At 71.5% G+C, this 13350-nt stretch carries 11 protein-coding genes; 4 read left to right on the top strand and 7 right to left on the bottom strand.

Going from position 1 to position 13350, the window contains the following annotated elements:
- Positions 1–37 precede the first annotated feature (37 nt).
- Together ACZ6AQ_RS22540 and ACZ6AQ_RS22535 are read left to right on the top strand one after the other, a co-directional pair.
- Positions 38–949 (top strand): ABC transporter ATP-binding protein, encoded by a 912-nt coding sequence (locus ACZ6AQ_RS22540; RefSeq protein WP_468761711.1) that lies wholly within the window; start codon positions 38–40, stop codon positions 947–949.
- 14 nt (positions 950–963) lie between these two features.
- Positions 964–1683: an ABC transporter permease gene (locus ACZ6AQ_RS22535; protein ID WP_468761709.1), complete on the top strand. Its 720-nt coding sequence runs from the start codon at positions 964–966 to the stop codon at positions 1681–1683.
- 119 nt (positions 1684–1802) lie between these two features.
- On the opposite strand, the gene ACZ6AQ_RS22530 is transcribed toward ACZ6AQ_RS22535, so the two are convergent.
- Together ACZ6AQ_RS22530 and ACZ6AQ_RS22525 are read right to left on the bottom strand one after the other, a co-directional pair.
- Positions 1803–3137 (bottom strand): CynX/NimT family MFS transporter, encoded by a 1335-nt coding sequence (locus ACZ6AQ_RS22530; protein ID WP_468761707.1) that lies wholly within the window; start codon positions 3135–3137, stop codon positions 1803–1805.
- Positions 3134–3814, bottom strand: a complete 681-nt coding sequence (locus ACZ6AQ_RS22525; protein WP_468761705.1) for a FadR/GntR family transcriptional regulator — start codon at positions 3812–3814, stop codon at positions 3134–3136. The genes ACZ6AQ_RS22530 and ACZ6AQ_RS22525 overlap by 4 nt, the downstream gene beginning before the upstream one ends.
- Positions 3815–3937: 123 nt before the next feature.
- Between ACZ6AQ_RS22525 and lpdA the strand changes: the two genes are divergently transcribed.
- Together lpdA and ACZ6AQ_RS22515 are read left to right on the top strand one after the other, a co-directional pair.
- Entirely contained in the window at positions 3938–5341 is a 1404-nt protein-coding gene (gene lpdA / locus ACZ6AQ_RS22520; RefSeq protein WP_468761703.1) for a dihydrolipoyl dehydrogenase, read from the top strand.
- 104 nt (positions 5342–5445) lie between these two features.
- Positions 5446–6105 (top strand): rhomboid-like protein, encoded by a 660-nt coding sequence (locus tag ACZ6AQ_RS22515; RefSeq protein ID WP_468761701.1) that lies wholly within the window; start codon positions 5446–5448, stop codon positions 6103–6105.
- 155 nt (positions 6106–6260) lie between these two features.
- Here ACZ6AQ_RS22515 and ACZ6AQ_RS22510 read toward each other — a convergent pair whose 3' ends face one another.
- From ACZ6AQ_RS22510 to ACZ6AQ_RS22490, 5 genes are all read right to left on the bottom strand, one after another.
- Positions 6261–7067, bottom strand: coding sequence for an HAD family hydrolase (locus tag ACZ6AQ_RS22510; RefSeq protein ID WP_468761699.1), 807 nt, complete (start codon positions 7065–7067; stop codon positions 6261–6263).
- Positions 7064–8353 (bottom strand): serine--tRNA ligase, encoded by a 1290-nt coding sequence (serS, locus tag ACZ6AQ_RS22505; protein ID WP_468761697.1) that lies wholly within the window; start codon positions 8351–8353, stop codon positions 7064–7066. Before serS ends, ACZ6AQ_RS22510 begins: the two co-directional genes overlap by 4 nt.
- 564 nt (positions 8354–8917) lie before the next feature.
- Entirely contained in the window at positions 8918–9853 is a 936-nt protein-coding gene (pheA, locus tag ACZ6AQ_RS22500; RefSeq protein WP_468761695.1) for a prephenate dehydratase, read from the bottom strand.
- 78 nt (positions 9854–9931) lie between these two features.
- Positions 9932–11197, bottom strand: coding sequence for an iron uptake transporter deferrochelatase/peroxidase subunit (gene efeB / locus ACZ6AQ_RS22495; RefSeq protein ID WP_468761693.1), 1266 nt, complete (start codon positions 11195–11197; stop codon positions 9932–9934).
- Between the two features lie 5 nt (positions 11198–11202).
- Entirely contained in the window at positions 11203–13233 is a 2031-nt protein-coding gene (locus ACZ6AQ_RS22490; protein ID WP_468761692.1) for a copper resistance CopC/CopD family protein, read from the bottom strand.
- Between the last annotated feature and the right edge of the window lie 117 nt (positions 13234–13350).

Raw genomic sequence — 13350 nt, 5'->3', positions numbered from 1 at the left:
CGCCCGCCACCACCCCTCAAAGGAATGGGCCGCGCCCATGAGCACCCTTCACATCGACCACGTCTCGCGCTGGTTCGGAAACGTCGTGGCCGTGAACGACGTCACGATGGCGGTGGGTCCCGGCGTCACCGGCCTCCTCGGACCCAACGGCGCCGGGAAGTCCACCCTGATCAACATGATGGGCGGCTTCCTCGACCCCTCCACCGGCACCGTCACCCTCGACGGGCGGACGATCTGGGGGAACGAGTCGGTCTACCGCGACATCGGCGTCGTGCCCGAACGGGAGGCTATGTACGACTTCCTCACCGGCCGCGAGTTCGTCCTGGCCAACGCCGAACTCCAGGGCCTCGGCGCCGAGGAGGCCCGGCGGGCCCTGGCGACGGTCGAGATGGAGTACGCGCAGGACCGCAAGATCTCCACGTACAGCAAGGGCATGCGGCAGCGCGTGAAGATGGCCTCGGCCCTTGTCCACGACCCGTCCGTGCTCCTGCTCGACGAGCCGTTCAACGGCATGGACCCGCGCCAGCGCATGCAGTTGATGGACCTGCTGCGGCGGATGGGCGCGGACGGCCGCACGGTCCTGTTCTCCTCGCACATCCTGGAGGAGGTGGAGCAGCTCGCCTCCCACATCGAGGTGATCGTGGCCGGACGGCACGCGGCCTCCGGCGACTTCCGCAAGATCCGCCGCCTGATGACGGACCGGCCGCACCGCTACCTCGTCCGTTCCAGCGACGACCGGGCCCTGGCCGCGGCGCTGATCGCCGACCCGTCCACGGCCGGCATCGAGATCGACCACGTGGACGGCGGACTGCGCGTGCAGGCGGTCGACTTCGGGCGGTTCACGGAACTGCTCCCGAAGGTCGCGCGCGAGCGGGGGGTCCGTCTCCTGACGGTCTCCCCCTCGGACGAGTCCCTCGAATCGGTCTTCTCTTACCTCGTCGCGGCCTGAAAGGAGCCTGACCGATGTACAACCCCACAGTCGCCCGGCTCACCTACCGGGCCCTCCTCGGCCGCCGCAGGGCCCTGATCCTCTTCCTGCTGCCCGCCCTGCTGCTGGTCATCTCGGCGGCGGTCCGCGCGTTCAACGGCGCGGACGACCAAGCGGCGTCCGACGTCCTCGGCGGCTTCGCGCTCGCCACGATGGTCCCGCTGATCGGCGTGATCGCCGGCACGGGCGCCATCGGCCCCGAGATCGACGACGGCTCCATCGTCTACCTGCTTTCCAAGCCGGTGAAGCGGCCCACGATCATCTTCACGAAGCTGATCGTGGCGATCGCGGTGACGATGGTCTTCTCGGCGGTGCCGACGCTGATCGCCGGATTCATCCTCAACGGCAACGGTCAGCAGGTGGCCGTGGCGTACACGGTGGCGGCGCTCGTGGCCTCCATCGCGTACAGCGCGCTGTTCCTGCTCCTCGGCACGGTCAGCCGGCACGCCGTGGTGATCGGCCTGGTCTACGCCCTGGTCTGGGAGACCCTGTTCGGTTCCCTGATCGCGGGCGCCCGCACCCTGAGCGTCCAGCAGTGGGCCCTCGCCCTCGCGGAGAAGGTCACCGGCGAGGGCCTGGTCACCTCCGAGGTCGGGCTTCCCACGGCGGTGGTCCTCCTCGCGGTGGTCACGGTCGCGGCGACCTGGTTCGCCGGCCGGAAGCTCCGCAGACTGACCCTGGCGGGCGAGGAGTAGGCCCTCCCGGACACGGGCGGGATACGGCTCCGAGGGAGCGCGCCCCCGGAACCGGGAGGCCCGCCCCGGTGCCGCCCCGCCCCGCCGGCCCGGGGCTCCGGGCCGTACGGTCCGGAACCTCAGACCGTGCGGTCCCGGGCCGCGAGGAGGCCCACGACGAGGGCCGCGGCGCAGACGCCGAGGACTCCGCAGATCGGCGGGGTCCAGGAGCCGGTGGCCTGGTGGAGGGCGCCGGCCGCCAGCGGGCCCGCGGCGGCGAGCAGGTAGCCGACCGTCTGGGCCATCCCGGAGAGCCCGGCGGCGGTCGCCGCGTCCCCGGAGCGCAGCACGATCAGGGTCAGGGCCAGGCCGACCGCACCGCCCTGGCCCACCCCGAGGGCCGCGGACCAGAACCAGGCCCCCTCCACCGGCGCCGTCATCAGACCGGTGTAGCCGAGTGCGACCAGCGCGGTGACGAACACGACCAGCGGGCGCTGGCTCCGCATCCGGCCCGCGAGCAGCGGCACCAGGAAGGCGCCCGCCACCTGGACCAGGTTGTTGAAGGCGAAGACCACGCCGGCCGTGGAGCGGTCCATCCCGTGGTCGGTGAAGATCGTCGGCATCCAGGCGATCAGCACGTACGTCCAGAGCGACTGCAGGCCCATGAAGAGCGTGACCTGCCAGGCGAGGGCCGAGCGCCAGACGCCCACCGGGCGGGGGACGCCGGCCGGGACGGCCCGTATGCCGTGACCGGTGTGGCCCCGGGCGATCAGCACCTGCGGCAGCCAGGCGACCGCCGCCACCGCGGCGAGCAGCGACCAGAAGCCGAGGGACGCCTCCCAGCCGCCGCCCAGGGCCTTCTCCAGGGGGACGGCCGCCGCCGCGGCCACCGTGGCGCCCGCGATCATCGAGCCCGTGTACACCGAGGTCATGGTCGCGGCCCGGTCCGGGAAGTCGCGCTTGATCAGGCCCGGCATGAGCACGTTGAGGAGGGCGATCGCCGTTCCGACGAGCACCCCGCCGCCGTACAGCGCGTACACGGACGGCAGAACGCGCACGAGGATGCCGGCGCCGAGCAGGAGGAGCGCCGCGAACAGCATGCGCTCGGCACCGAACCGGCGCCCCAGCCACGGCGCCACCACCGCGCCCGCGCCCAGGAAGAGCACCGGCACCGAGGTCACGAGCGAACTCGCCGTGGCGGAGAGCCCGAAGCCGGCGGATATCTCCCCGGCCAGGGGAGCCACGCTCGCCAGGGCGGCCCGCATGTTGAGCGAGGCCAGCACGATTCCGGTGAGGAGTAGGACCGGATGCGCGAGCAGGGCGCGCAGTGCCGCCGTTCCCGCCGCCGGGGCCCGGACACCGGCCTCGGCGTCGACGAGCACGGACGGCGGCGCTTCCCCGGCGGACACGGGCGCCGGGGAGGCGTCCGCGCCCGCGCGCGCCGAGGAGTCGCCCGTGCGTGCCGCGGTGCTCATCGGGTCCCTTCCGTCAGCTCCGCCACGGCCTCCAGCGGTGCCCGCAGCAGTTCACGGGCCCGGCGTTCCGCCGTGTCCGGGTCGCCCGCCTCGACCGCCGCCACGAGGGCCTCGTGCGCGTCGATGTCGACCGGCGGCATCTCCCGGTCGCCCAGGGCCGCCACCAGGACCTCGTGCACCTGGGCGGAGAAGAAGCGGTAGACCTCCACGAAGGCCGCGTTGTGGGTGGCGCCGACGACCGCCAGGTGGAAGGCGAGGTCCGCGTCCGCGTCCCGGTCGCCCTCCTCCCGCAGGGAGGTCAGGGCCGCCCGCAGCCGCAGCAGGTCGTGGGTGTCGCGCCGCGCGGCCGCGAGCCGGGCCGCTTCGGCCTCCAGGGCGACCCGCAGTTCGAGCACGTCGGCCGCGCCCGCGTGCCGGACCCCGCGCAGGACGGCCGCCGGATCGGCGGTGGACCTGACGAAAGTGCCGTTGCCCTGACGGGACTCCAGGAGCCCGGCGTGGACGAGGACCCGGACGGCCTCGCGGACGGTGTTGCGGCCCACTCCGAGCTGCTGCGCGAGTGCGTGCTCGGTGGGAAGGCGATCGCCGACCGCCCACTCCCCGTCCGCGAGCTGGTCGCGCAGTTGTTCCACCACGGAGTCCACCAGCGAGGTCCGTCCCGCCGCCCTGAGTGCCATGCCGCTCCGACCTCTCCATTCGCCCGGTTGCCCAGTCATCCTACAACTGACCCGGCCGGGAACACCGGACTACTGTGGGCCCGTACGCGGACGGAACACCCTCACCACCCTCGGGAGTCAGTCATGTCAGACCGCTTCGACGTCGTCGTACTCGGAGCTGGCCCCGGCGGCTACGTCGCCGCCATCCGCGCGGCCCAGCTGGGCAAGCGGGTCGCGGTCGTCGAGGAGAAGTACTGGGGCGGTGTCTGCCTGAACGTCGGCTGCATCCCCACCAAGGCGCTGCTGCGCAACGCCGAACTCGCCCACATCTTCCAGCACGAGGCCAAGACCTTCGGCATCAAGGTGGACGGCACCGTCTCCTTCGACTACACGGAGGCGTTCCGCCGCAGCCGCACGGTCGCGGACGGCCGCGTCAAGGGCGTCCACTACCTGATGAAGAAGAACGGCATCACCGAGTTCGACGGCCGGGGCACCTTCCTCGACGCGCACACCCTCCAGGTGGCCAAGGCCGACGGCACCTCGGAGACGATCGCCTTCGACCACTGCATCATCGCCACCGGCGCCACCCCGCGCCTGCTGCCGGGCACGTCCCGCACCGACCGCGTGGTGACGTACGAGGAGCAGATCCTCGCCGAGGACGCCCCGAAGTCGATCGTCATCGCCGGCGCCGGCGCGATCGGCATCGAGTTCGCGTACGTCCTCAACAACTACGGCACCAAGGTCACGATCGTCGAGTTCCTCGACCGCATCGCCCCGCTGGAGGACGAGGACGTCTCCAAGGAGCTGGCGAAGCAGTACCGCAAGCTCGGCATCGACGTCCTGACCTCGACCCGCGTCGAGACCATCGACGAGTCCGGCCCGCAGGTCCGCGTCACCGTCACCGGCAAGGACGGCGCCCAGAAGGTCCTGGAGGCCGACAAGGTCCTCCAGGCGATCGGCTTCGCGCCCAACGTCACCGGCTACGGCCTGGAGAACACCGGGGTCGCCCTGACCGAGCGCGGCGCGATCGACGTCGACGGCCGCTGCCGCACCTCCGTGCCGCACATCTACGCCATCGGCGACGTCACCGCGAAGCTGATGCTCGCGCACACAGCCGAGGCCATGGGCGTCATCGCCTCCGAAACCATCGCGGACGCCGAGACGATGGAGCTCGACTACCCGATGATCCCGCGCGCCACCTACTGCCAGCCGCAGATCGCCAGCTTCGGCTGGACCGAGGCGCAGGCCCGGGAGAAGGGTTTCGACGTCAAGGTCTCGAAGTTCCCCTTCACCGCGAACGGCAAGGCGCACGGCCTCGGCGACGCCACCGGCTTCGTCAAGATCGTCGCGGACGGCACGTACGGCGAGATCATCGGCGCCCACCTGATCGGTCCCGACGTCACCGAGCTGCTGCCCGAGCTGACCCTGGCCCAGCAGTGGGACCTCACCGTCCACGAGGTCGCCCGGAACGTCCACGCCCACCCCACCCTGGGCGAGGCCGTGAAGGAGGCGATCCACGGCATCGCCGGGCACATGATCAACTTCTGAGTCCGTCCCGGCCCGGGGAACTCCTCCGCGGGGCCCGAAGGTTTCTTCCGGGTTCCGCAGGTTTCTCCCCGGCACCGGCGGGTCCGGGTGATAGGCACTGAGAGGTGCCGACCGAAACCCCTCCGGGTGGCGAACCGTCCCGGCCGATCAGGTCCTGGGTCCGTTCGTCACCCGGTACGCACGCGTGGCTGGTGGTCATCGCGCTTACCAGCCTCGTCATCGCGCTCTCCCCGGCCGCCGTGGACACCTACCTCCTCCACCGCAACAGCAGCAACCTCCACCAGCTCGCGCACCATCCGGTACGGGCCCTGCTCGCCAGCGCGTTCTGGATCGAGAACCCGGCCGACGTCCTGCTGTACGCGGTGCTCTTCGAGGTCCTGCACGCGCCCGTGGAGCGGTGGCTCGGCACCCTGAAGTGGTTCGTCGTCGTCGCCGTCGGGCACGTCGCGGCGACGCTCGTCAGCCAGCAGGTGGTCCTGGCGGCCATCCGCCTCCACGACGTGCCGCGCAGCATGGCACACGTCGTGGACATCGGGGTGAGCTACGGCCTCGCCGCCTCGGCCGGCGTCCTCACCTACCGGCTCGCCCGCCCCTGGCGCTCGTTCTCCCTCGTGGCGGCGGTCGTGTTCTTCGCCGTCCCGCTCGTCACCGACCGCACGTACACCGATCTGGGGCACGCGGTCTCGCTGGCCGTCGGCCTCGCCTGCCGCCCGCTGACGCGCGGAAAACCGGTCGCTCCCCACCGTCCGCCCGGCGCACACTAGTCGCACGGGGGGCACGGGGGACCTCCCGAAGGAGAGGGACGGCCGCTTCGAGCGCGTGGACTCCGGTCCGCGCGGGCCGCCCTCTCCTCCCTCCGCTCCGGACCGTCCGTCCGGAACCGCCCGGTCCGGGCCGCGTTCCGTTCCGAACCGTCCCTTCAGGCGTTCAGCAGTCGCTCCAGAACGACCGCGATGCCGTCCTCCTCGTTCGACGCGGTCACCTCGTCGGCCACCGCGATCAGCTCCGCGTGCGCGTTGCCCATGGCCACACCGCGGGCCGCCCAGCCGAACATGGGGATGTCGTTGGGCATGTCGCCGAAGGCGATCGTCTCCGCCGCCTTCACGCCCAGCCGCCGCGCGGCGAGCGAGAGGCCCGTGGCCTTGCTGAGGCCGAGCGGAAGGATCTCCACGATGCCGGCGCCCGCCATGACGACGTCCACGAGCCCGCCGACCGTCGCCCGGGCGGCCCGGGTCAGCTCGTCGTCCGTCAGCGTCGGGTGCTGGATGTACAGCTTGGTCAGCGGCGCCGACCACAGCTCCGCCGGGTCCTCGTACGGCACGTACGGCAGCGGACCCTCGTGGGCCCGGTAGCCGGGCCCCATCAGGACCTCGCCCTCCAGTCCGTCGCGGCTCGCGGCGAGCGCCAGCGAGCCCACTTCGGCCTCGATCTTGGACAGGGCGAGCCCCGCGAGCTGCCGGTCCAGGGTGAGCGAGGTCAGCAGCCGGTGCTCACCGGCGTGGTAGACCTGCGCGCCCTGCCCGCACACCGCGATCCCGTCGTACCCGAGGTCGTCGAGGATGTGCCGGGTCCAGGGCACCGCCCGGCCGGTGACCACGATGTGGGCGGCGCCCGCCGCCGTCGCGGCGGCGAGCGCGTCCCGCGTACGGTCCGAGACGGACTCGTCGGAACGCAGCAGCGTGCCGTCGAGGTCCGTCGCGACCAGGCGGTAGGGGAAAGGGCTCACTTGGCGATCGGCTCCAGGACCTCACGACCGCCGAGGTACGGCCGGAGCACCTCGGGCACCCGTACCGAGCCGTCCGCCAGCTGGTGGTTCTCCAGGATCGCCACGATCGTGCGCGGTACGGCGCACAGCGTGCCGTTCAGGGTGGCCAGCGGCTGCACCGTCTTCTTGCCGCCCTGTTCGTCGCGCATGCGGACGGAGAGGCGGCGGGCCTGGAAGCTGTCGCAGTTCGACGCCGAGGTCAGCTCGCGGTACTTGCCCTGCGTCGGGATCCACGCCTCGCAGTCGAACTTGCGGGAGGCGGAGGCGCCGAGGTCACCGGTGGCGACGTCGATGACCTGGAACGGCAGCTCCAGGCCGGTCAGCCACTGCTTCTCCCAGTCCAGGAGCCGCTTGTGCTCGTTCTCCGCGTCCTCGGGCGCGACGTACGAGAACATCTCGACCTTGTCGAACTGGTGGACGCGGAAGATCCCCCGGGTGTCCTTGCCGTAGGTGCCGGCCTCGCGGCGGAAGCAGGGCGAGAAGCCCGCGTACCGCAGCGGCAGCTTGTCGGCGTCGATGATCTCGTCCATGTGGTACGCGGCGAGGGGGACCTCGGAGGTGCCGACGAGGTAGTAGTCGTCCTTCTCCAGGTGGTACACGTTCTCCGCGGCCTGGCCGAGGAACCCGGTGCCCTCCATGGCGCGCGGGCGGACGAGCGCCGGGGTCAGCATGGGGATGAAGCCGGCCTCGGTCGCCTGGGCGATTGCCGCGTTGACGAGGGCCAGCTCCAGGAGGGCGCCGACGCCGGTCAGGTAGTAGAAGCGCGAGCCGGACACCTTGGCGCCGCGCTCGACGTCGATGGCGCCGAGCGCCTCACCCAGCTCCAGGTGGTCCCTGGGCTCGAAGCCCTCGGCCGCGAAGTCGCGGATGGTGCCGTGCGTCTCCAGGACGACGAAGTCCTCTTCTCCGCCGACCGGGACGTCCGTGTGGACGATGTTCCCGAGCTGGAGCAGAAGCCGCTTGGCCGTCTCGTCGGCCTCGTTCTGTTCGGCCTCGGCCGCCTTGACATCGGCCTTGAGCTGTTCGGCCTTCTGCAGGAGCTCGGCGCGCTCCTCCGGCGTGGCCCTGGGGATCAGCTTGCCGAGCGACTTCTGCTCGGAGCGGAGTTCGTCGAAGCGGACGCCGGACGACCTGCGCCGCTCATCGGCGGAGAGCAGGGCGTCGACGAGGGAGACGTCCTCTCCACGGGCGCGCTGGGAGGCGCGAACACGGTCGGGGTCCTCACGGAGCAGGCGAAGGTCAATCACCCCACCAGGCTACCGGTGCGGGTTCGCGCGGCCCCACCGGATGAGGGAGTGCGTGTCCGGCGCACGAGGAATGCGGATACGTCGCCCGACGAGGCGCGACACGACTGCGACATGGCAAGAGATGGATTTCAGTGGAATTGCCCCTTTCTTCCTGACCTCGGAAACCCCGGAATCGACCCCGTGGCATTTAGTTATCCACAGGCTGTGCGGAGAATCTGTGGACCGGGAGAAAGGGGGACTTGATTCCCGCCCGGACGCCGGGGCATTGCGCGGCCAAACCTCATCGATCCACTCATTCAGGGGGAATTTCCCCCTCTGGAGAGTGGGTGTTGTGAAAAGCGCTGACGGAGAGGCTGGTGAGGTGCTGTGCGGAGCGACCCGGGAGAGGTGGCCGATCGGGGGGATTTGTCGACCTTGTCGGAGGGCGGTGTCGACTTGTCCCCAGGGTGCGGAGGGTGCCTGTGGATAACCTCTGTGGGTAACTGAAAAGTATGCAGATAGGGCTAGTGGCCCGCACCTGTGGACGACCGCGCACACGCGGAACGACGGTCCGCCACCATCGGGTCAGGCCCGACCGTCCTGGGCCCTCGCCAACCAGTCGGAGGCCGCCATGAATTCCACGTCCGAGGTGCCGCGCCGCAGCGTCGGCACGTCCTCCGCCGTGACGCCCGCCCGCGGGTACGAGCCGAGGAAGCGCACCTTGGGGCAGATCCGCTTGAGCCCCATCAGAGCCTCGCCCACCCGCCTCTCCGAGACATGGCCCTCGGCGTCCACGGCGAAGCAGTAGTTCCCGATCCCCGCTCCCGTGGGACGGGACTGGATCAGCATCAGGTTCACCCCGCGCACCGCGAACTCCTGGAGCAGTTCGAGAAGGGCACCCGGATGATCGTCACCCAGCCACAGCACCACCGAGGTCTTGTCCGCCCCCGTCGGAGCCGCCGGACGGGCCGGCCTGCCCACCAGCACGAACCGGGTCTCGGCGTTCTCCGCGTCGTGGATCTCGGTGACCAGCGCTTCGAGCCCGTACGTCACCGCCGCGAACTCCCCCGCGAAGGCGGCGTCGAAGCGGCCCTCCTGCACCAGCCTGGCCCCGTCCGCGTTGGAGGCGGCAGACTCCCACACCGCTTCGGACAGGTGCTTCCGCAGCCAGTTCCGGACCTGCGGCTGCGCCACCGGGTGGCCCGTGACCGTCTTGATGTCCGAGAGCTTGGTGCCGGGCCGGACGAGGAGCGCGAAGGTGATCGGGAGGAGCACCTCGCGGTAGATCATCAACGGCTCGCCGGAGGCCAGCTCGTCCAGGGTCGCGGTCACCCCGCCCTCGACCGAGTTCTCGATCGGAACGAGCGCGGCGGCGGCTTCCCCGTTCCGTACGGCGTCGAGCGCGGCGGGGACCGAGACCATGGGGACGAGTTCCCGGGTCGCGGCCTCGGGCAGCGTGCGCAGCGCCGCCTCCGTGAAGGTGCCTTCGGGGCCGAGATAGGTGTACCGAGTGGCGGACATGTCGTCACCTTAATGGTCGTCGGGCACCCGGGTCCGCCGGTCCCCGGCCGCCGACGGTCCGTCTCCGCCCAGCCGGACTCATGCCTCCAGGAGCCGCTGCCCCACGTATTCGCCCTCGGCGGGACCGCCCGGGACCGCGAAGAGGCCGCTCGCCTCGTGGCGGATGAACGGGGACAGCGCGTCGCCCCGGTCGAGCTTGCGCTGCACCGGAACGAACCCGCGCAGCGGGTCCGCCTGCCAGCAGACGAAGAGGAGCCCGGCGTCCGGCGTTCCGTCCGGAGCGATGCCGTCGTGGAAGGAGAACGGCCTGCGCAGCATCGCCGCTCCGCCGTTCTGTTCGGGGGCGGAGATCCGGGAGTGGGCGTTGTCGGGAATCACCGTCTCCCCGTCCGGGCCGCGCTTGTCCAGGTCGGGCTCGGTGGTCTCGGTACCGCCGGTGAGCGGCGCCCCGTCGGACTTCCGCCGTCCGATCACCTTCTCCTGCCGGTCGAGCGGCAGCTTCTCCCAGTCGTCCAGGAGCATCCGGATGCGACGCACCACGGCGTACGAACCACCGGCCATCCACTCCTCGGCTCCGGTGGCCCCGGCCGGGACGAAGATCCGACGCTCGAAGTCCGCGTCGGTGGGCTTCGGGTTGCCCGTGCCGTCGACCTGTCCCATGAGGTTGCGGGCGGTCATCGGTTTCGCGGTGGCACCGGCCGAGCGGTTGAAACCGTTCATCTGCCAGCGCACCCGGGCCGAGCCACCGGCCTCCTTCTGCACGGCACGCAGCGCGTGGAAGGCGACGAGGGCGTCGTCGGCACCGATCTGCACCCACAGGTCACCCTCCGAGCGCCGGGGGTCCAGGGCGTCCGAGGAGAACGCCGGCAAGGGATCGAGCGCGGCGGGACGGCGGGCGGCGAGCCCGGTGCGGTCGAAGAAGGTGCGGCCGAAGCCGAAGGTGACCGTGAGGGAGGAGGGACCCGCGTCGAGGGCCACTCCGGTGTCCTGGGCCGTCGGCCTGCCCGACATCAGGGCCTTTGCCGTGGCCGACCAACGACGCATCAGGGCGGCGGCCTCCTTGCGACCCGCCCCGGGGGCGAGGTCGAAGGCGACCAGGTGGCCCCGGGACTGGAGAGGGGTGGTGATGCCCGCCTGATGTTTCCCGTGAAACATCACCTCGGTGGAGCCGACCGTGGTCAGGGCCGCCGGACCGCCGGTGCCTGCCGCAGTGCCGTCGCCCGACACGGCCGCGGAGATTCCGGCGCCGCCGGCCGTGCCGACGACCAGACCGGCCGCTCCCGCCGCGCCGACGGTGCCGAGCAGGCGCCGCCGGGAAATCTCAAGGTTCTCGCTCTCGCTCACGCGGGTCAGCCGATCTTCACGTTCTTGTCGATGGTGGTCTGGTCGATGTCGGACGTACGCACGGTCACCTGGATCTTCCATTCACCGGGCATGGGGATCTGGACGCCGCTCGCGCTCCAGTGTCCGGCCTGGATGCGGTCGGGGGCGACGGGCAGCGGGCCCACGTCCTTCGCTTCCAGGGTGAGGGCGACCTTGATCTCGGGAACGTCCAGCGGCTTGCCGTCGGGACGCTCGACGAAGAGGTGGAGGGCGTTGGCGCCGGTGCGCCCGGGGTCGAGACTGAGACGGACGACGCCCTTGCCGTCGATGCCTCCGGCGTCGAAGGGAAGCCGGATGTCGACGGGCCGGTCGGGCACCGCGGCCGGGCCGGAGGCGGCGGTGGACCGGCCGGCCTCCTCCTCGGTGCGACCGGGTTCGGTCGAGGTGAGAACGGTGGTCACGGCGAGGAGGACGACGGCGACGGCGGCCTCGGTCAGCACCGAGCGGCGCAGCCCGGACCGTTCGGGGTCGGCGTTCCGTTCCCGCTTGCGCCGGGCGGTCGCCACGGCGGCCCGCTGCCGGGCGAGCTGGGCGGCCCGCGCGGGATCGATGACGGAGGGACCGGCGGTCCGGTCGGATCCATCGGCCTCATCGGCCTCATCGGCCTCATCGGACCCACCGGTCTCAACGGGCCTGCTGACCTCGCTGATCTCGCCGACTTCACCGGATTCGTCAGGGGTACTCTCGGGGTTTGCGAGGTTCTCGGAGTTCTCAGGTTCCCCGAGATCCCTTCCCTCGCCGGTCCCGTCCGCCACGGGCTCCGACAGCCGTCGGGTCCAGCGGCGGGAGAGCCAGGCGATGCCGATGAGGACGCCCATCAAGCCGATCTTGACGAGGAGGAGTTGCCCGTAGCGGGTCCCGGTGAGCGCGGACCAGGAACCGACTTGGCGCCAGGACTGGTAGAGGCCGGTGGCCGCCAGGACGGCCACGGAACCGAAGGCGAACCCGGAGAAGCGTTCGACCGCCACGCGCTCGACGGACGGCGTGCGGTGGAGGGCGACGAGCAGCACCGTCAGGCCGCCGAGCCAGGCGGCGACGGCGAGGAGGTGCAGGATGTCCACGGGCATGGCGACGCCCGGCTGGAGGCCGGTCGAGGCGTGTTCGGCCAGGGCCCAGGTGCCGGCGATCCCGGCGGCCACCACGGTGCCGCCTATACCGAGGCCGAAGGAGAGGTCCTTCCTCTCCTTCGGGTCGGAGCGCCGGGCGTAGGCGCCGAAGAGGACGGCCACGAAGAGCGCGGCCGCGCCGAGCAGCAGCAGTCTGGAGGTGAGCGCGGCACCGGTCTTGGTCTCCAGGACACCCTTCAGACCGGCCAGGTCGAAGGCGTCGGAGAGCTCTCCGGAGCCGGTGTACGGGCTGCGCAGGAGCAACATCACCAGGGTGGCGCCGGTGAGGATCAGCCAGGCCCGCACCACTGTCCGCTGCACGGGGCGGACGCTCGCACCGCGCGGCCAGCAGACCAGGACGAAGGCGCAGCCGCCGACGAGAACGGCGAAGGCGGCGTACGAGAGATAGCGCGCGATGCCGTAGAGGACGCCGACGAGTCCACCGCCGGGAGCCCGGTCGGGCAGCGCGACGGACGTCGAGGAGGGGGCGCCGATGGAGAAGGTGAAGGCACCGGCGACGGGGTGGCTGTCGGCCGAGACGGTCTGCCAGGCCACGGTGTACGTGCCGTCGGGCAGACCGGCGCGGAGCCCCACCCCGTACCGGATGACGGAGCCGCTGCACAGGTCGCGTATCTCGCCGGTGTCGGCCCGTCTCCCTGATGGGTCGAGGACCCGGATGGAGTCGGTGCTCATGGCGACCTGCTCGGAGAAGGTGAGGTTGACCTCTTCCGGAGCGGTGGCGACCACCGCCCCGTCCTTCGGGTCGCTGCCGGTGAGCGCCGCGTGCGCGGAGGCGGGCGCGGCGCCGGCGAGCAGCGTGCCGAGCAGCGCGGCCGCCAGGATCAGCAGCCGTGCCAGGGCGGCACCGAGGCGCGGGGCAGTGGTTGTCATCTCTGGGTCACTCCGTCGGCTCTGGTCGGCCGTGCCGACACGGATTGGCCGTGCCGACACGGCCGGGCGCGTCGGCACGGACCGGGCGCGTCGACCGGCTTCGGCCGCCGCGTCGAT

It is taken from the genome of Streptomyces sp. NPDC041191 (assembly GCF_055591945.1).
This window is presented reverse-complemented; position numbering and strand designations above follow the sequence as displayed.